The 19,111-nt window shown below is 50.1% G+C and carries 13 protein-coding genes; 5 read left to right on the top strand and 8 right to left on the bottom strand.

Annotated features, from left to right (window positions below; all coding sequences use genetic code 11):
- Position 1: 1 nt before the first annotated feature.
- From WG68_RS16510 to WG68_RS16495, 4 genes are all read right to left on the bottom strand, one after another.
- Entirely contained in the window at positions 2 to 1,828 is a 1,827-nt protein-coding gene (locus WG68_RS16510; protein WP_046558831.1) for a DUF294 nucleotidyltransferase-like domain-containing protein, read from the bottom strand.
- A 19-nt stretch (positions 1,829 to 1,847) separates the two neighbouring features.
- Positions 1,848 to 2,375 (bottom strand): hypothetical protein, encoded by a 528-nt coding sequence (locus tag WG68_RS16505; protein ID WP_046558830.1) that lies wholly within the window; start codon positions 2,373 to 2,375, stop codon positions 1,848 to 1,850.
- A 92-nt stretch (positions 2,376 to 2,467) separates the two neighbouring features.
- Complete coding sequence (locus WG68_RS16500) at positions 2,468 to 4,249, bottom strand: sodium:solute symporter family protein (RefSeq protein WP_046558829.1); 1,782 nt, start codon at positions 4,247 to 4,249, stop codon at positions 2,468 to 2,470.
- 5 nt (positions 4,250 to 4,254) lie between these two features.
- Entirely contained in the window at positions 4,255 to 4,518 is a 264-nt protein-coding gene (locus WG68_RS16495) for a DUF4212 domain-containing protein (protein WP_046558883.1), read from the bottom strand.
- 155 nt (positions 4,519 to 4,673) lie between these two features.
- On the opposite strand from WG68_RS16495, the gene WG68_RS16490 reads away from it, so the two are divergent.
- A complete protein-coding gene (locus tag WG68_RS16490; protein WP_046558828.1) occupies positions 4,674 to 8,225 on the top strand; it encodes a PAS domain-containing hybrid sensor histidine kinase/response regulator in 3,552 nt (1,183 codons plus the stop codon).
- Positions 8,226 to 8,254: 29 nt separating this feature from the next.
- On the opposite strand, the gene WG68_RS16485 is transcribed toward WG68_RS16490, so the two are convergent.
- Positions 8,255 to 8,929: a LuxR C-terminal-related transcriptional regulator gene (locus tag WG68_RS16485; protein ID WP_046558827.1), complete on the bottom strand. Its 675-nt coding sequence runs from the start codon at positions 8,927 to 8,929 to the stop codon at positions 8,255 to 8,257.
- 103 nt (positions 8,930 to 9,032) lie between these two features.
- On the bottom strand, positions 9,033 to 10,988 hold the full coding sequence (acs, locus tag WG68_RS16480; RefSeq protein WP_046558826.1) for an acetate--CoA ligase: 1,956 nt from the start codon (positions 10,986 to 10,988) through the stop codon (positions 9,033 to 9,035).
- Positions 10,989 to 11,218: 230 nt separating this feature from the next.
- Here acs and WG68_RS16475 point away from each other — a divergent pair, with 230 nt between their 5' ends.
- Positions 11,219 to 12,400: a DcaP family trimeric outer membrane transporter gene (locus WG68_RS16475; RefSeq protein ID WP_046558825.1), complete on the top strand. Its 1,182-nt coding sequence runs from the start codon at positions 11,219 to 11,221 to the stop codon at positions 12,398 to 12,400.
- A gap of 76 nt (positions 12,401 to 12,476) precedes the next feature.
- On the opposite strand, the gene rne is transcribed toward WG68_RS16475, so the two are convergent.
- Positions 12,477 to 15,680: a ribonuclease E gene (rne, locus tag WG68_RS16470; RefSeq protein ID WP_046558824.1), complete on the bottom strand. Its 3,204-nt coding sequence runs from the start codon at positions 15,678 to 15,680 to the stop codon at positions 12,477 to 12,479.
- A 482-nt stretch (positions 15,681 to 16,162) separates the two neighbouring features.
- Between rne and rluC the strand changes: the two genes are divergently transcribed.
- Both rluC and WG68_RS16460 read left to right on the top strand, forming a co-directional pair.
- Positions 16,163 to 17,116 (top strand): 23S rRNA pseudouridine(955/2504/2580) synthase RluC, encoded by a 954-nt coding sequence (rluC, locus tag WG68_RS16465; protein ID WP_046558823.1) that lies wholly within the window; start codon positions 16,163 to 16,165, stop codon positions 17,114 to 17,116.
- A gap of 16 nt (positions 17,117 to 17,132) precedes the next feature.
- Positions 17,133 to 17,777, top strand: a complete 645-nt coding sequence (locus WG68_RS16460) for an HAD family hydrolase (protein WP_046558822.1) — start codon at positions 17,133 to 17,135, stop codon at positions 17,775 to 17,777.
- Between the two features lie 46 nt (positions 17,778 to 17,823).
- On the opposite strand, the gene WG68_RS16455 is transcribed toward WG68_RS16460, so the two are convergent.
- Positions 17,824 to 18,429, bottom strand: a complete 606-nt coding sequence (locus WG68_RS16455) for a Maf family protein (protein WP_046558821.1) — start codon at positions 18,427 to 18,429, stop codon at positions 17,824 to 17,826.
- A 149-nt stretch (positions 18,430 to 18,578) separates the two neighbouring features.
- Between WG68_RS16455 and yceD the strand changes: the two genes are divergently transcribed.
- Positions 18,579 to 19,106, top strand: a complete 528-nt coding sequence (gene yceD, locus WG68_RS16450; RefSeq protein ID WP_046558882.1) for a 23S rRNA accumulation protein YceD — start codon at positions 18,579 to 18,581, stop codon at positions 19,104 to 19,106.
- Positions 19,107 to 19,111 lie beyond the last annotated feature (5 nt).

Genomic DNA, 19,111 nt, shown 5'->3' with positions numbered 1-19,111 from the left:
GTTACAACTCCCGACAGAAGCGATGTTTTAATGACGACTGGGCATCATTAATCACCGTCAGGCTGTCTTTTAACTGATGGCGCTGCAAACCCGATAATACATTGGGGTCGAGTAAGTTGCTGACATCACGGCCCTGCAGCAAATCATGCTGATGTTTATCCCAGCGCAGCTGGGCCAGCACATCAAAGGCATCTGATAAATTTTGGGTATCCTTGCTGTCCATCACGCCTTTAGCGGCTAATTGTACCAGGCGCTGGCGGGTATTGACTTCACTAATACCGGCTGACAGGGCATATACCCTGACAATATCGGTAATTAAGCTAATGCCACGTTTTTTCAGATCCAGGCCTTTCTTCTGTTTACCATCATGCTCCAGAATAAAATTACGCAGAAAGCTTAATGGCGCGGTGCGTTGCAGGGTAGTTTGCGCCAGATGATACAAAAACAGCGCATTCTCATGAGTTTTAGCCAGAATATCCTGCTGCAGCGCGTTAAACAGGCCTTTACTGCCTTCAATCACCCGTAAATCGAAGAAGATACTGGATTTTAGCAGCGCCTCAGGCGTCGGGCTGTTAACCCATCTGGCAAATTGCCCCGACCAGCCTTTTAAACTGAGCCGCAGCGCACTGTTTGACGCCATAATATTACCAGGACACAGAATAATGCCGCAGCGCGCCAGGCCCTGACAAACAAATTCGGCCAGGGCGGCAAAATAATCGGCTATCTCACCAACCGGCTCCTTTTCTAATAGTAAGGCGTTATCCTGATCGGCATTTAAGCTTTGATCCATCCGCCCTTGCGAGCCAAACGCCAGCCAGCTGAATACACAAGGTGCTGGGCCCAGCTGTATCTGAGCCAGTTTAATCAGGCGCTGGGTCAGGGCATCGGTAATAGTAGTGATAATATGGCCGGCTTCATGTGCCGGTACCTGTTGCTTTCCCAGAGTTAACGCCAGGCCACTGATCTGGCTGGCGCAGTGCTCTAAGCCATCTATGCTGGTTTGGCGATGAATTTCGCCGATCAGGTAAACGGGATGATCTTGCTGTGAGCGAATAATATCGGTTGCGGTAATCATGGAATAACTTTGTTGTTTATCCAGCACCGGCAAATGGTGAATATTATGCCGGCTCATCAGTTGTACCGCTTCAAACAAATAGGCATGTTTATCGATGGTATAGGGTTTGGGGGTCATCACCTGTTGCACCGGGGTTTGCGCCGCTAAGTTTGCGGCCAGTACCCGGCTGCGCAAATCCCTGTCGGTAATAATACCGATCAGTTGTTCGTCCTGCTCCACTAACAGCGATGATACGCGTTTTTCAGTCATTAAACTGGCGGCTTGCTGCACGCTTTGGTCGCCGCTGATAGCGATTTTATGCGCATGGACAATATCGCTGATTTTCAGAGTAAAGCGGGAATTATTTTGCTGCGCTTTATACTGATGCAAGCGCCGGCCAAATAGGCGCTGGAAAAAGATATCAATATTTTTGTATTGATAACGCAATTGATGAAAGCCCTCAGCGGTTAACCAATATAGCAGACCATCTTCTTCACACACCAGGTTGTCATTATCAGTTAGCCCGGTTAATAGCAATTGGTAGCCGTAAAAATCGCCTTCTTCTAATTTGGTCAGTAAGGTCTGCTGGTCGCTGTACAACGCAAAAATGCCAGTCCGGATGATCATTAACCGTTCTGTATTAAGTTGCACTGTCTCGCCACGTTGACAGTAATACACGCTAATGTGTCCTGCCAGCCGGGCTAATTCCTGGCTGCTAAGCTGCTCAAACGGCGTGGTGCCCGCCAAAAATGTAGTAACTTCTGCAATTTCCATAAGACCTCAGCATTTTAGGTTAGCCAGACTGGCGCGAACATAGCGCCACGATAAGAGGGTCATTGTTGGCCAGCTTTTGCCAACCACTGCCAATGGCCACGCCTGGTGCCGGGATCACTAACTGTTCAGTAAAATCAGCCCGGGCCTGCTGCTGACAATGCACCACCTGAGGTACCCGTTTGGCCGAAAGCCGGCGTTCAAAAAAATACAGGTCGACCAGCCAGATAGCATTGTTACGCTGATTGGGGGCGGCGTTGGCGATATCCGCCGCGATAAAGCGCAGCGTTTGTGGATAAACATAACTCCAGGGGCGCCAGGGCGCCTGTTGTTCAACGGTACGCACCACTACTACACCCTCTGGCAATAAGCCAGCTTGATGCTGATACCAGTTGTATTCACTTTGCACCTGAAAACCCAGCATGCCGATAGCGGCAAACACAGGTATCAGCCAGCGCGGCGCTTTTTTCCTGCTGATAAACCGGATGGTCAGGGCGATGCCAGCTGCGCCTAAACCGGCAAAAATAGTCGCGATTAATTCCCACAACATAGGGTAATCCTGCTTAGTGTCTTTACTTAAAAAAGCGGGCTTTCAGTTGAAAGCCCGCTACTACTTCAACGTATTGTTGTTTCCACTATAACTTAGTGATCAACCGCCTGGCCAGCGCCGCGCGGGAAGCGCACGCTTTCTACCAGCTCCTGGATGCGCACTGGTGGTGGCGCAGTCAGAGATGAGACGGTAAAGGCAACTGCAAAGTTGATCATGGCGCCTACCGCACCAAACGATAATGGTGATATGCCATAACCAGTGCTACCGAACAGCCAGTTGTCTGGTGTGTTAGCAAAGGTAGCGGTGCCCGGGATAAAGAACCAGCCCAGATACAGGAAGATATACACACAGGTTGAAATTAAACCTGCCAGCATACCGGCAATAGCGCCATAGTTGTTTACCCGCTTGGAGAATATACCCATCATCAGCGCCGGGAAGATAGACGCTGCGGCAATACCAAACGCCAGCGCAACGGTCTGCGCGGCGAAGCCGGGGGGGTTCATGCCAAGCCAGGTAGCGACCACAATAGCGACCCCCATTGAGATCCGGGCGGCCATTAACTCACCTTTTTCACTGATATCCGGCTTAATCGAGCCTTTAATAACGTCATGACTGATGGCGGAGGAGATAGCCAGCAACAAGCCTGCAGCGGTAGATAATGCCGCCGCCAAACCACCGGCTGCAATTAAACCGATAACCCAGCCAGGTAAGTTAGCAATCTCCGGGTTAGCCAGTACCAGGATGTCGTTATTAACCACTAACTCGTTGCCGTTCCAGCCACGCTCTGCTGCAGTAGCAGCAAAGGCAGGTGTGTCGTTATACACCTGGATCCGGCCATCACCATTTTTATCGTCAAACTTAATTAAACCGGTGGTTTCCCAGGTTTTCATCCAGTCTGGCCGTTCCGCATACAGGATGGAGTCGGCTGTTGGACCCGCCGGGTAAATGGTGGTCATCAGGTTTAAACGCGCCATTGAAGCAACAGCTGGCGCCGTTAAGTACAACAGGGCAATAAATACTAAGGCCCAACCGGCAGACCAGCGTGCATCAGCGACTTTAGGTACGGTGAAAAAACGAATGATAACGTGCGGTAAACCAGCGGTACCAATCATCAGCGACAGAGTAAACAGTACCATATTCAGTTTGTTATCAACATCAGCAGTATAGTCCCGGAAGCCCAGTTCGCGGACTACTTCGTCCAGCTTAGCCAGTAATGGCATGCCAGATTCAATATGGTCAGAGAATAAGCCCAGTGGCGGCACAAAGTTACCGGTTAGCTGCAGTGAAATAAATACCGCAGGAATGGTATAAGCGATAATCAGTACCACATACTGCGCCACCTGAGTGTAGGTGATACCTTTCATGCCGCCCATAACAGCGTATAAAAACACGATAACGGCGGCAATAATCAGCCCCATATCGCTGCTGACTTCTAAAAAGCGCGAGAATGCTACCCCGGCACCGGTCATCTGACCGATAACATAGGTAACAGAGGCAATAATTAAACAAGCTACCGCCACCAGACGGGCACCGGTACTGTAAAAACGGTCACCGATAAAGTCAGGTACGGTAAACTTACCAAATTTACGCAGGTAAGGTGCCAGTAACATCGCCAGCAGCACGTAACCACCAGTCCAGCCCATTAAAAAGGTAGAATTGGCATAGCCACCGGCAGCGATTAAACCGGCCATAGAAATAAATGAGGCTGCTGACATCCAGTCGGCAGCCGTGGCCATGCCGTTCACTACCGGGTTTACCCCGCCGCCTGCCACATAAAACTCTTTAGTGGTGCCAGCCCGGGCCCAGATTGCGATTGCGATATAGAGGGCGAAGGAGCCGCCAACAAATATCAGGTTAATTGCAAATTGACTCATCCTGCTTACTCCTCGTCCACGCCGAATTCCTTATCGAGTTTGTTCATTCTCCAGGCGTAGAAGAAGATCAAAGCGATAAAGGTTAAAATAGAACCCTGTTGCGCAAACCAGAAACCCAGGTCTGTGCCTCCCACTGCAATGCCTGACAACATTGGCCTTAGTAAAATGCCAAAGCCATAGGACACCAAAGCCCAAATCGCCAGGCTGATAATGATCAGGCGAAGGTTCGCCTGCCAGTATGCCTTAGCGTTACTTTTATGGTCCGCCATCATATTTCTCCTTTAGTTATTTTTATCGAGCATTGTTAATCTAGCAGTAGTTGGTTAGTGCGCCAGCCCGACTTTAGTCGAAGCCTGCCGGCCAGAGATTGACAGCAGAGGTGTTGCGGCTCAAAGTATCGATATTGAGATTGTAGGAGAAAGCAGTGACGGCATGGACTGTAGCCTTATTGGCGCTGATTTACGTCGGGGGTTTGTTCTGGATTGCCAACTGGGGTGAACGGCATGCTGATGACCGCCTTATACGAAAGTATGGGGGGCTTATTTATAGCCTGGCACTGGCCGTGTATTGTACCTCCTGGACTTACTACGGAGCAGTGGGTACTGCCGTGACCCGTGGCTGGGACTACATACCCATTTATCTTGGGCCCGTTTTGTTGTTTGTTTTTGGCCAGCCGTTTTTATTTAAACTTTTATATGTTTCTAAAAAACAAAACGTTACCTCCATAGCCGATTTTATCGCTGCCCGTTATGGTAAGCGGAAAAACATTGCCATGTTCTCGGCAATTATTTGTCTGATAGTGGTTGTGCCCTATATTTCGCTGCAATTAAAAGCGGTAGCCAGTTCTTATCAGGTGTTGCTGGGCGGTGATTTTGCTGACAGCGCCGTGCACTGGTATCAGGACAGTGCTTTGCTCAGTGCTGTGGCTATGGCCTTTTTTGCTATTTTGTTCGGTACCCGCAAACTGCATTTAACCGAGCAAAATCGTGGCGTGATGGTGGCGATTGCCTTTGAATCTGTGGTCAAGCTTTTTGCGCTGTTAACCCTGGCGATTGCCGTTTACGTGTTTATTCTGGATAAAGAGCAAAACGTGCTACAGGCCTTTGCCGCCCATGCCAGTCAGCAGCAAGCGCAATACACTACTTCAGGGCTGGTGGAGTTTATTACTAAAACTATTCTGGCGATGGCCGCAGTGTTTTTATTACCACGCCAGTTTCACGTTGCCTTTGTTGAGAATGTCTCCGTTCATCATCTGCGCCATGCCAGACGTTGGTTCTCGGGTTACCTGTTGCTGGTAACGATAGTTGTAGTGCCGATAGCGGTAGCCGGTATGCAAATGTTTCCCACTCTGTTGTCTGAAGCCGATAGCTTTGTGTTACGCATCCCGGCTCAGTCGGGCTGGAATAGTTTAAGTGTGCTGGTTTTTATCGGTGGTTTCTCTGCTGCCACCTCGATGATTATTATCGCCACCCTGGCACTCAGTACCATGATTAGTAACGACGTGGTGATGCCAAGCTTACTGCAAACTAATCATCGCAAGGGCATGCCGCACGACTACAGTATGTTGATTTTACTGGTACGCCGGGCCATGATTTTACTGGTAATGGGCTTATCTTATTTCTATTACCAGATATTTGCCCGCAGTTATGAACTGGCTGAAACCGGCCTGCTGGCCTTTGCCCTGGCAATTCAGCTGGCACCGGCCGTGCTGGGCGGGCTGTACTGGCGTCGTGGCAATGCCTGGGGCGTTTATGCCGGCCTCAGTTTAGGCCTGGTACTGTGGTTTTATACCCTGATGCTGCCGCAGCTGGTTAATGCCGGAGTGATCAACAGCGATATTATGCAGCAGGGTTTATTTGGTCTGATGTGGTTGTCGCCTACCGCCATGTTTGGTATTACGCTTGATAGTTTAAGTCATGGCGTCTTGTTGTCGCTGGGTTTTAACATCCTGGCGTATTTGCTGGTGTCGTTGCTGACTTACGTCAATCTGCAGGACCGGCTGCAGGCGGTGGCTTTTGTAAAACCGAATTTACCAATAGATCATCAGGATACACCCGCGCGGCGCATCCGCATTCATAATGCCGATTTGAAAATTCTGCTGGAGCGGTTTGTCGGCAACAGCCGGGCTATTGAGTGCCTGGCAGAATTTGGCCGTAAACAAAACCTGAGTTTACAGCTGGATGACTTGCCCAGTGTCGGCCTGGTTGAACATGTTGAACGCGAACTGGCCGGCGTTATCGGCGCCTCTTCTGCATCGGCGATGGTCAATGCGGTGCTGGAAGGACGGCAGCTTGGTTTTGAAGATGTAGTCACCCTGTTTGACGATACTACGCAGGCCATTCAATTCTCGCGTAAAATTCTATTTTCCACTCTGGAGCATTTAAGCCAGGGAGTCAGTGTGGTCGACCGCGAATTGAAATTGGTGGCCTGGAATAAAGCCTATCTGGAAATGTTTAGTTATCCTGAAAGTATGGTGCGGGTTGGCCGGCCGGTAGCAGATATTGTTCGCTTAAATGCCGAACGAGGGCTCTGCGGCCCGGGTGATCCGGATGAGCATGTTGAAAAACGGATCAGCCATATGCAAAAAGGTACCGCTCATGTGTTTCAGCGGGTCAGACCTGACGGCCGGGTCATTGAAATGCGCGGCAACCCTATCCCGGGGGGCGGCTTTGTCACCAGTTTTACTGATATTTCTGAGCATGTAAAAGCCGTACAAGCGTTGGCAGAAGCTAAACAACATCTGGAAGACCGGGTGCAGGACCGTACCCAGACTATCTCGGATATGAATCAGGAACTGTTGGCTGAAGTTGCCAGGCGGCGGGAAACTGAGCAGCAACTATTACAGGCAAAAGCGGAAGCTGAAGCCGCTAATGCCTCAAAAACCCGTTTTCTGGCATTGGCCAGCCATGATATTTTGCAGCCGTTAAATGCTGCCCGCTTATTTACTGCCGCCCTGAGCGGTGCCCAGGAAAAAGCTCAGCAAAAAGCTATTCTCAGCCAACTCGACAATTCGTTAAAAGCATCGGAAGAGCTCATTTCAACCTTGCTGGAAATTGCCAAACTGGATGACGGCAAGTTGAAACCGGATGTGCAGCCGGTGGCGTTGCAGGAATTATTATCGCAACTGGCCGATGAATATAGTTTAGTGGCCAGCCAGAAAGGCCTGGGTTTAAAAGTACGGATAGCGGCCAATCATGTACAAACTGACCCGACCTATTTGCGGCGAATTTTGCAAAATTTGCTGTCAAATGCGATTAAATATACGGTTAAGGGGCGCATTTTAGTCGGCTGCAGAAAGCGGGGTGATAAACTGGTGGTGCAGGTATGGGATACCGGCCCGGGGATTGCCAGTCAGGATCTAGAACGGATTTTTGAAGATTTCTACCGGATAGATGCCACTGCCAAAGGCCAGCAAGGGGTTGGGTTAGGGCTGGGCGTGGTGCACCGGATGGCGAAATTACTGGGGCACCCACTTGATGTACGCTCCAGGCCGCGGCATGGAACGCTGTTCAGCATCAGTTTACCGCTGGTACAACAAAGCCAGCGCGTCAGCCTGCCGTTGCCGGGGCAAAGCACACAACGGCCATTACCGGGGCTGACAGTGGTTTGTATTGATGATGATGCGGCTAACCTGGCCGCTCTTAAGGTGTTGCTGGAACAGTGGCAAATAGCCGAGGTAAGTTGTTTTTATGACGATGCAGAATTACTGGCGTATGCCCAGCATGCGCCTGCGCCTGATGTCATGCTGATTGATTATCAGTTGGGTCAGCATGTGAATGGTCTGGATTTATATCAGCAAATTAAAGTGTACTGGGGAGATGTAGGTGGCATCCTGGTATCTGCGTCACCGCAAGCTGATTTGGCGGCACAGGCTAAAGCAGCAGGCCTGATGTATCTGGCCAAGCCGATTAAACCTGGCGCACTGCGCGCCAGTTTGAATCATTTTAAAATGCTGAAGAGGGGTAATCTGTTGTAACAGGTTATCACGCTAACGCGCGTCACAGCTTAGTGCTGTTTTGCCATGGCACGGTCAACTGGTGGCTCTAAGGTCAGACGCTGGGCCTGAATAACCACCTGGGTGCGGTTAGTGCAACCCAGTTTTCGAAAAATAGCCGTGATATGTGCTTTGACGGTGGCTTCGGAAATATGTAAATCATAGGCAATTTGTTTATTTAACCAGCCTTCGGTTAAGTAATACAACACCTTATATTGCTGCTGCGTTAGCTGGGCAACTTTTGCCGCTAAATCTAAATCCTCGCCGGCACTTTGCTGCTGAAACACCGCTTTGTGTAAGTTAGCCGGTACCCATAGTTCACCCGCTAGTACCGCATTTAATGCCGTGCTGATATCCACCGGGTTAGCGGATTTGGGAATATAGGCCGATGCGCCAAAGGCAATAACCCGGCGAATAACGTCCAGCTCTTCACTGGCAGAAATGACCACTATTGGCAGGCTGGGGTAGTTCTTGCGTAACTGAATTAACCCCAGAAAACCGCAATTGCCGGGCATATGCAAATCCAGCAGCAACAGATCAGTATCCGGATGTTGCTCCAGTGCCGTGCAGGTGCTATCGAAACTGTCTGTTTCAATGGTCGCCTTAGTGACAAAGGTACTGCTTATCGCATTAATCAGCGCATTGCGAAACAACGGATGGTCGTCTGCAACGATAAGCTTTGCCATATCAATCCTCCGGTAAGGTCCAGCATTGTAATTATTATAAAGGCCGCAATAGCGGCCTTGTTTGCTGCAACTTGAAACAACGTTAGTGTACGCTGTTTTTGCCTTACTTACGATTTAAACGGTTATTCACTAAAATTTCAACTACTGATGGATCAGCCAGAGTAGAAATATCGCCTAACTGGTCATGTTCGTTAGCGGCAATCTTGCGTAATATGCGCCGCATAATCTTGCCTGAGCGGGTTTTTGGCAGGCCAGCGGGCGCCCATTGCACTAAATCCGGGGTCGCGATAGGGGATATCTCTTCCCGTACCCAGGCCCTGATAGCCTTGGTAAGTTCATCACTGGGTTCAACACCAACCCGAGGCGTAACATAGACATAAATACCCTGGCCTTTAATCTCATGCGGGTAACCGACCACAGCCGCTTCAGCAATCGCATCGTGCGCTACCAGGCAGCTCTCTATCTCAGCAGTGCCCAAACGATGGCCGGAAATATTCAGTACATCGTCTACCCGTCCAGTCAGCCAGTAGTAACCATCCTCGTCGCGCTTGGCACCGTCCCCGGTAAAATAGACCCCCGGATAAGTACTAAAATAAGTTTGTTCAAACCGGTCATGATCGCCATACAAGGTGCGCATCTGGCCAGGCCAGCTGTCCAGGATCACCAGGTTACCCTCCGCGACGCCGGCAAGCTGATGCCCTTCATTATCAACAATGGCCGGTTTAACCCCAAAAAACGGCCGGGTAGCTGAGCCGGGCTTTAATGCTGTAGCTCCCGGCAGCGGCGTAATTAAAATACCGCCGGTTTCTGTCTGCCACCAGGTATCGACGATAGGGCATTGGCTAAGCCCGACTTTTTCGTAATACCAGTTCCAGGCTTCCGGGTTAATTGGCTCGCCAACACTGCCCAGGGTTTTCAGCGAGCTTAAGTCTGCGCCTGCCACCGGGCTGTCGCCGTGGGCCATCAGAGCCCGGATAGCCGTCGGGGCTGTGTACAGAATATTGACCTGATACTTATCGACAATCTGGGCAATACGTTTGACGCTGGGGTAGGTGGGAACCCCCTCAAACATCACGCTGCTGGCGCCATTGGCCAGTGGCCCGTAGATAATATAACTATGGCCGGTGACCCAGCCTACATCGGCGGCGCACCAGTAGATATCGCCGTCATGATAATCAAACACATATTGGTGGGTCATGGCGGCATACACCAGATAGCCGCCGGTGGTGTGCAGCACGCCTTTGGGTTTACCGGTTGAACCTGAGGTATATAAAATAAACAGCGGGTCCTCGGCATTCATTGGCTCGGGTTCACAACTGTTGCTCTGGCTGGCGACCAGCTCGTGATACCAGACATCGCGGCTAGGGTGAAAATCGATATTTTTGCCGACATGCTTGACGACGATGACATTCTGGACCGGGCTGGCACTACCCAGATGGCCCAGCGCCGCGTCAGTATTGTCTTTTAAATGGGTTGCTCTGCTACCACGCAGCGCTTGATCAGAGGTGATCACTAACTTGGAATCACAGTCGACAATCCGGCTGCCCAGGGCGTCAGGCGAAAAGCCGGCAAATACCACGGAGTGCACGGCACCAATCCGGGCGCAGGCTAATAGCGCTACAGCGGCTTCCGGGATCATCGGCAGATAGATGGTGACCCGATCACCTTTTTTAATACCCAATGATTTCATACCATTGGCCAGGCGGCATACCTGATCATACAGTTGCTGATAAGTGACTGTTTTCTGCACGCCAGGCTCATCACCTTCCCAGTAAAACGCAACCTGCTCAGCGCGGCTTTTAAGATGACGGTCTAAACAATTATAGCTGGCATTCAAGCTGCCATCGCTGTACCAGTTCACTTTTACCTTGCCAAGTTCAAAGCTGGTGTCTTTAATCTTGCTGTACGGCGTGATCCAGTCAAGGCGTTTACCTTGTTCAGCCCAGAATGCGTCAGGCTGCTCAATCGACTGACGATACATCTGCTGATAAACGTCATCTGTGATATGTGTTCTGGCGCTGGCCTTCGCACTTACCGGATAAAGACTTGGATGTGACATAGTTTCCCCTGCGGATCTGCTTTATATATAAGAATTTTAACCTGGTTACTTTCTATCTAAATCAGGCGTTAAATGAAATTAGACCATAGTCTAGCCAAGCATTGGCTATTGCGCGAACTGCGACTAAAGGCTAATTGCGAACTAACAGACTGTCGCCCAAAGTTGAACATGATCAAATCTAAATAATGCACAACAGATGTTATTACAATAATAAAGATGGAGAACTTCAGATGAGACAAAGAAAGACTTTCAGTACCCTTGCTACCGCCATTGCGCTGGCGCTGGTTGCCGGTAGTGCCCAGGCGAGCACGGGCTTTAGTATAGGCGATACCAATGTCACCTTTGGTGGCTTTGTTAAGCTTGATGCCATGACCACTGATTCTGACGGCGAAATTGCCGCTTTGGGCCGTGATTTTTATGTGCCGTCGTTAACGCCAATTGGTGGTGCCAGTACCAATCGTTTTGATATGCATGCCCGGCAGAGCCGATTCTTTTTCGGCACTTCAACCGATTTAGGCAACGGTGAAAAGGTTACCGGCCATATCGAATTCGATTTTATGACCAGTAACAACGGCAATGATGAGCGCACCACCAATGGTTACAGCCCGGTGATGCGGCATGCTTTTATTAAATATAAAAACTGGACGCTTGGCCAGACATGGTCAAACTTTATGGATTTGGCATCGTTACCAGATACCCTCGATTTTGTCGGTAATCCGGATGCGGCTGTTTTTATCCGCCAGGCTCAGGTTCGTTATACCCATGGTAACTTTGCTTTTGCCGTTGAAAACCCGGAAAGTACCATTACGCCTTTCGGCGGTGGTGCCCGTATTACCACCGATGACAATGCTACGCCTGATTTTACCGCCAGCTACAGCCTGACCACCGATTGGGGGGTATTACGGGTGGCCGGTTTAATGCGCCAGATCAGTATTGACGGTGTCTACAATGGGGTAGATTACGAAGATGATGTAACGTCCTACGGTTTGTCCGTCAGCGGTAAGGTCAATTTTTCCAATAAAAACGATCTGCGTTTTACCTTTAATACCGGTAAAGGCCTGGGCCGTTATGTTGGCTTAAATACCACCAATGGCGCGGTATTAAATGGTAATGGTCCGAATGCCGGACTGAAAACTATCGATGTAACCGCTTATTCTGTGGCCTATCGCCATTTGTGGAATGATCAGTGGCGCTCTACCGTGCTGTATTCGGCGCTGGATATTGATAATGACACAGCTTTAACGGGTATGGCGGCGAATAAGCGAACGCATAGTTACAGCGCTAACCTGCTGTACCAGGTTAATAAAAAGCTGATGGTAGGTGCTGAGTACAAATATGCTAACCGGGAACTGGAATCCGGTATGGACGGTGCAATGAACCGTTTGCAGTTCAGTGCTAAATACGATTTCTAACAATAAAAAAACCAGCGGTTAAGCTGGTTTTTTTGCAAGAGATTGTAAAAAGTCCCCCGCTAGCGGGGGATTTTTTTTATTCTGCTTTATCAGGTTTAGTCATTGGTGCACTGGCTGCCTGACGGGCAAAAGCAGAACCGGCTGGCCGGCTTGAACTGCTAACCGCAGGCCGTTCGCTGGCACTGGCGGCTACCTGGCTGTTGTCTGCTGCGCTGTCTGCAGTTACTGCTACCGCAGCGGCGGCAGGCTTGGCCATATCAGCGACTACCATATTGCCGAAGCGACTGCCGGCTTTAGCCGGTGCTGCTTTAGCTACAGCTGCTTTTGGCTTGGCTGCTGGCTGAGCTGGTGGCACCGCAGCTATCACTTCGGCAGGTGCCAGGTTAAGCTCAGATTGCGCTGGCACACTGGGTTCCGCTTTAACATCCGCTAGGGTAGTCTCCGCTTTTTGTGCCTTGCCGTCAGCTGCGCTATCGTCAGCTGCGTCTGCTACCTTGCGTTTCGCACGCGGCCGGCCAGGCTTGGCCCTGCTTTTGCCTGCGGCTGGTTTGCTGTCGCCGCTATCTGTGGTTGCAACTTCAGCTTCTTTTGCAACTTCTGCAGTGTCTGGCGTTGCTGTGGCAGGCGCCGGGCTGGTTACTGTGGCTTCAACCGCTTCAACCGCTTCAACCGCTTCAACTGCAGCAACAGTGTCGCTGTCGGTTTCTGCTGCTGTAGAACCATCCGCCAGCTCCTGCTGATCTTTCTTCCGTTTCTGGCCTGCTGCCCGCAAATGGCGCGGCGAGCGCCGGTTGCGGCTACGTGGTTCTGCCGTTTCGGTTTCTTCCTGCTCGGTTACCGTGGCGGCTTCTGTTGTTTCCGGCGCTGAGGTTTCTGGCTCCGTTGTTTCAGTCGCGTTCTGCTCCGTTACTGGTGAAACATCGGCAACTTCTGCTGGCACGCTGGTTTCTGCTACTGCTGCCGGCGCTGGGCTGATGTCTGTTGCCTGGCTGGTTGCCACTACAACAGTGTTATCCGCCGCAGGCGCTGCTGCGGTAACTTGTTCAACTGCTACCGCTGGCTCAGCAATGATAGCTGGCTTGGCCGCTGTGTTCAGCTCGGTTGCTGCGTTATCTGCTGGCTGAGACATCCGCACAGATTTACGCATATTACGCCGTTGACGCCGCTCTGCTGCAACGCTGCGTTCTTTTGGCTCTTCGCTTACGACATCCGCTACCGGTTCCGCAGTTAGCCGCTCAGCGTGTGGCTTACGACTATCTGGCTGACGGTTGCTCCGCTCTTGCACAGGACGTGCTGTACGTTCCTGTTTTACCGGAGTTTCAGCAGCGACGATCGCGTCATCTTTCTCTACGCTGCGTTCAACAGCCTGATCCGGGCGACGGCGTTTATTATTCCGGCGACGGTTACTATCGCTTTTACCATCGGCGCGGCTGCTATCTCGATTAGCATCGCGGCTACCGTCACGAGCAGCATCACGGCCAGTATCGCGAGTAGCGCGGCTACCATCACGCGGCGCTCTGCCATCTTCCTTGCGGGCGGTATGTTGCTTACTAGGCGTTTTACTGTGTTCGGTTTTTGGTTCGCTACCGGTAATTAACCCTTTAAACCACTTGCTCAGTTTACTAAATAAATCAGGCTCAGCATTAACCACTGGCGCTACTACTGGTGCAGTGCGGGCAGGGGCGGTCTGGGCAATATTAATAGCTGAAACTGCGGGCTTTTCTTTTACCACTTCAACACTGGGCTGATAAGGCTTACTGATAACCTCAGGCGCTTTCACCATGTTGTAGCTAACGTCATCCAGCTCTTCATCAATCCGGATGCGTGATACTTCATAGTTAGGTGTTTCCAGGTGTTCATTTGGAATAATGAAAATCTGAATGCCGTTGCGTTTTTCAATGCGCCGCACTGATTCGCGCTTTTCGTTCATTAAATAGGTGGCAACCGAGATAGGCACCTGAGCATGGATCTGGCTGGTGTTATCTTTAATCGCTTCTTCTTCAATTAAGCGCAAAATGGATAGCGCAGAGCTTTCGGTACCACGAATAGTGCCGCGGCCATGACAGCGCGGACAAACGTGACCGGCAGACTCACCCAATGACGGGCGCAGGCGCTGCCGTGACATTTCCAGTAAGCCAAAGCGCGAGATCCGGCCAATTTGTACCCGGGCCCGGTCGTGTTTAACCGCATCTTTCAGGCGGTTTTCTACTTCGCGCTGATGCCGTACTGGCGTCATATCGATAAAGTCGATAACAATTAAACCGCCTAAGTCACGTAAGCGTAACTGGCGGGCAATTTCATCGGCTGCTTCCAAATTGGTATTAAAGGCGGTTTCTTCAATATCGCCACCTTTGGTCGCTTTTGAGGAGTTAATATCAATAGCAGTAAGGGCTTCAGTACCGTCGATAACAATAGAACCACCTGAAGGTAGCCGTACTTCACGGCGAAAGGCGGTTTCAATCTGGGTTTCAATCTGGTAGTGCATAAACAGCGGTACTTCACCGTCGTACATTTTTACCCGGTGGGCAAAGTCAGGCCGGAACTGCTGAATATAGACTTTAGCTTCTTCAAAAATCTTCGGGTTATCAATCAGGATTTCACCTACATCGCGGCGCAGGTAATCGCGAATGGCGCGAAATACCACGTTACTTTCCTGGTGAATTAAAAAGGGCGAAGGGCGCTTGGCGGCTTCGTCGGTAATCGCTGACCAATGCTTTAACAAGGCCTTTAAGTCGTAATCCAGCTCTTCGTAAGATTTACCTACGCCGGCAGTACGGACAATTAAACCCATGCCATCAGGCATTTCTAACTGGCCCAGCGAGTCTTTTAATTCCTGGCGCTCATCACCTTCTATGCGGCGGGAAATACCACCGGCACGAGGGTTATTCGGCATTAATACCAGGTAAGAGCCGGCTAAACTGATAAAGGTGGTTAGCGCGGCGCCTTTCTGGCCCCGTTCTTCTTTATCGATTTGAATAATAACTTCCTGGCCTTCTTTAACTACCTCTTTAATATTGGGGCGGCCGTCGAAGCTGTAACCTTTAGGAAAGTAATCGCGGGAAATTTCTTTTAATGGCAAAAAACCATGCCGATCAGCGCCGTAGTCAACAAAGGCGGCTTCAAGGCTGGGTTCAACCCGGGTGATTTTACCTTTGTAAATATTCGCTTTTTTTTGTTCATGGCCCGGGCTTTCAATATCCAGGTCATACAGTTTTTGGCCATCGACCAAAGCAACGCGGATTTCTTCTTCCTGAGTTGCATTAATTAACATTCTTTTCATTGTTGGGTGACTCTATTAGCAGCCACAACGCAACCTTACTGGGCACCTGGGTGTTCAGATGTTATCAGGCATCAAATAATGCAGTCTCACGACTGGGATACCTGAGGGAACCAAATTGTCACTATTTACAGTACAGTTATCTGTTTTCGTTTGAATCTGAAACACACCGCCGTTCGGCGTTGCGCTATAGCAAATTTCTCATGTTGCTCAGGTCACTGGAAATTGTGTTTTGCCGTTGTTGGTAACAGATTACGCAACATTACCTCAGGCAAATGGCGTTAATTAAACGCCGGGGCTATAAAAACGTTGGTTTTCACCACGAATTCGGTATGATCACATCCCCTGACGGTGCCGCACAATTTCTCTTATGTCACGTTGAGCGCCCTAATTGCCACATTTTGGCATAATTAGCCGGGTGATTATCCCACTAATATGCACCGGATAGCAACTTAAAAGTAATTTTAGCAGAGTATTTAGAACCCATGACAGATGGAATCAAATTACCGATACAAATGATTGAAATCGAAGATGATTATATCGGTCAACGAATAGACAATTTTTTACTGGCGCGGCTCAAAGGTGTGCCAAAAAGTGTTATTTATCGGGTTTTAAGAAAAGGAGAGGTTCGAGTTAACAAAAAACGGATCAAACCTGAGTATAAGCTGCAGCAGGCGGATATCGTGCGGGTGCCGCCATTAACGGTTGCTGCCGAGCCGGACCGGGTGTCAGTTAAGCTTAGCCTGGTCAGTGAGCTGGAAAGTCATATTCTGTTTGAAGACAGTGACCTTATTGTATTGAACAAGCCTTCCGGCATGGCGGTACACGGTGGCAGTGGCTTGCAATTCGGGGTGATAGAAGCGATGCGGGCATTGCGGCCGCAAGCGAAACTACTGGAATTGGTGCACCGTTTAGACCGCGATACTTCAGGCTGTTTGCTGATCGCCAAAAAGCGCTCGGTACTGACCCACTTACATGCGCAGCTGCGCGATAAAACGGTCGAGAAAAAATACTGGGCGCTGGTTAGCGGTGACTGGGACAATAAAGTGCGTAAGGTGACTGAGCCGCTGCGTAAAAATACCCTGCAATCGGGCGAGCGGGTGGTAAAGGTAGACGAGGTCAATGGTAAGCCATCGGAAACCCGTTTTCGGATTTTACAACGTTATCAGGAGGGTACTCTGGTTGAAGCCTTTCCAGTAACCGGCCGCACCCATCAAATCCGGGTGCATACCGCCTGTAAGGGGCATCCTATCGCTTGTGATGATAAGTATGGCGACAACGACTTTAGCAGCCAGATGCAGCAGCTGGGCTTAAACCGGTTATTTTTACATGCCAAAAGCCTGAGCTTTATTCACCCCAACAGCCAGACCACCATGCGAATTGAAGCGCCGTTAGATGCGCAGCTGGATAAAGCCCTGACAAAATTAACGAGAAAATAGTTTAGGTAAAAGTCATATGGCAGAAGTAAAGTTAGTTATTTTCGACTGGGACGGCACGGTTATGGATTCGATAGGTCGTATCGTATCTTCGATGCAGGCTGCCGCTGAATCTACCGGTATAGTGGTACCCAGCAGCCATGCCGTAAAGCAGATTATCGGCCTGAGCCTGGACCCGGCCTTTGCCGTGTTATTTCCTGACACTAATGCTGAGCAGCGCAGCCAGTTATTTGCACACTATCGTGATCACTACACCATTTATAACACCACCCCCAGCCCGCTGTTCGACGGTGCTGAGCAGGTGTTAAAAACCCTGGCGGAGCAAAATATCCTGCTGGCGGTCGCTACCGGTAAAGCGCGCCATGGTCTGGAACGGATGTTTGCCGAAACCGGCCTCGGCCACTACTTTGTTACCAGCCGCTGCGCTGATGAAGCGCAGTCAAAACCTCATCCGGATATGCTGCTGCAAATCAGTAAACAGCTTGGCATCGAACCGGATCAGGCCATTATGGTAGGGGATACCAGCCACGATATGAAAATGGCGCAGGCAATAGCAATGCCCAGAGTAGGCGTTACCCATGGCGTGCATGGCGCAGAGGTGCTGGCACAATTTCAACCCAAAGCCATTATTGATAACTTACCGTCGCTGTTATCCTATATTTAGCCATAAAGCATTAGCCATAAAGCATTAACCATAAACCGCTGACCAGCTAAGCGCCAGCGGTTAACAGGTTTACCCCCTCATTACGCAACAGCTGTAGCAGTTTAATTAAGGGCAAGCCAATCAGGCTATTGGGGTCGTCACCTTGCAATGCGCTAAACAGGCTTATGCCTAAACCTTCGCTTTTAAAGCTGCCGGCACAATCCAGTGGTTGCTCGCGCTCCACATAGGCAATAATTTCTGCGCTGGTCAACGAGCGAAAACAAACAGTAAATGGCTCAACCACGCACTGACAGTGGCTTGTTGCGGCGTTAATTAACGCCAGACCGGTTAAAAAAGTGACACTGTGGCCACTAAACTGGCTCAGCTGGGCAATGGCATTTTGCCGGGTATGTGGTTTACCAATAATCTGGCCGTTAAATAGCGCCACCTGATCAGCGCCAATGACCAAACCCTCTGTTAAGCTCGCAGCAACCGCATGGGCTTTTGTTATGGCCAACCGGCTGACCAGGGCTGTTGCAGCTTCATCCGGTAGCGCGGTTTCATCGACCTCAGGTTTAATTGCCGTAAAGTGCGGTGTTAGCTTTGCCAGTAATTGCTGCCGGTAAGGTGATGTAGATGCCAGATAGAGCGCCGGCAGGCTGCATTTAGCCATATATTCCCCGAAAACAGCTGCACAAAAACTTATTATGCCAAGCAAAAGGTACTTTCACCAAGCACCGTTTGCCAGCAGCGGATAAAAAGCAGAAAAATCTGCTGGAACCCTTTGACAGCAGGGGTTGGGTTCTATATGATGCGCGCCTTATGCAAAAAGTGAAAATACCTGTTACCTTAGATCCGGTTAAAGCTGCACAAAAGCGGTCTATTTTTGACGGCATAGTGCCGCTGCAAACCCTTACCCGGTTAACTGAGAGTCTGGTTGAAAAACAAGGCGACGTAGCAGTAAGAATTGAATGCGGAACTGACGAACAAGGCCTTGCCGTATTACAAGGTGAGGCTGCGGTTCAGGTTGTCGTATGCTGCGAGCGTTGTGGCGAGCCGATGACGCTGGCATTAGACAGTCGTTTTACGTATACCCCGGTGAAAGGGGATGATGATGCCGCTCTGGCGTTAATTCCGGAGCGTTACGACATAATTGTTCGTGACGAGCACGGCGAAATAAATTTACGGCAGTTGGTTGAGGATGAACTTATTCTGGCATTACCACTGTTTCCGATGCATGATGCAACAGACTGCAATATCAGTGCTGATGCAATGAGTTTCGGTGACATAGGGCCAGAACCAGAAAAACCAAACCCCTTTGCCATACTGCAAGAACTGAAAAAAAAGTGATTTAG

The sequence above is a fragment of the Arsukibacterium ikkense genome (genome assembly GCF_000987775.1).
GTDB classification, from domain to species: Bacteria; Pseudomonadota; Gammaproteobacteria; order Enterobacterales; family Alteromonadaceae; genus Alishewanella; species Alishewanella ikkense.
Note: the sequence above shows the minus strand (reverse complement) of the source record. Positions and strands in the feature narration are given on the sequence as shown.

What these genes read in the sequence shown, in the direction of transcription:
- WG68_RS16510 (WP_046558831.1), bottom strand. Translation starts at nt 1,828, where the DNA reads ATGGAAATTGCAGAAGTTACTACATTTTTGGCGGGCACCACGCCGTTT.
- WG68_RS16505 (WP_046558830.1), bottom strand. Translation starts at nt 2,375, where the DNA reads ATGTTGTGGGAATTAATCGCGACTATTTTTGCCGGTTTAGGCGCAGCT.
- WG68_RS16500 (WP_046558829.1), bottom strand. Translation starts at nt 4,249, where the DNA reads ATGAGTCAATTTGCAATTAACCTGATATTTGTTGGCGGCTCCTTCGCC.
- WG68_RS16495 (WP_046558883.1), bottom strand. Translation starts at nt 4,518, where the DNA reads ATGGCGGACCATAAAAGTAACGCTAAGGCATACTGGCAGGCGAACCTT.
- WG68_RS16485 (WP_046558827.1), bottom strand. Translation starts at nt 8,929, where the DNA reads ATGGCAAAGCTTATCGTTGCAGACGACCATCCGTTGTTTCGCAATGCG.
- acs (WP_046558826.1), bottom strand. Translation starts at nt 10,988, where the DNA reads ATGTCACATCCAAGTCTTTATCCGGTAAGTGCGAAGGCCAGCGCCAGA.
- WG68_RS16475 (WP_046558825.1), top strand. Translation starts at nt 11,219, where the DNA reads ATGAGACAAAGAAAGACTTTCAGTACCCTTGCTACCGCCATTGCGCTG.
- rne (WP_046558824.1), bottom strand. Translation starts at nt 15,680, where the DNA reads ATGAAAAGAATGTTAATTAATGCAACTCAGGAAGAAGAAATCCGCGTT.
- rluC (WP_046558823.1), top strand. Translation starts at nt 16,163, where the DNA reads ATGACAGATGGAATCAAATTACCGATACAAATGATTGAAATCGAAGAT.
- WG68_RS16460 (WP_046558822.1), top strand. Translation starts at nt 17,133, where the DNA reads ATGGCAGAAGTAAAGTTAGTTATTTTCGACTGGGACGGCACGGTTATG.
- WG68_RS16455 (WP_046558821.1), bottom strand. Translation starts at nt 18,429, where the DNA reads ATGGCTAAATGCAGCCTGCCGGCGCTCTATCTGGCATCTACATCACCT.
- yceD (WP_046558882.1), top strand. Translation starts at nt 18,579, where the DNA reads ATGCAAAAAGTGAAAATACCTGTTACCTTAGATCCGGTTAAAGCTGCA.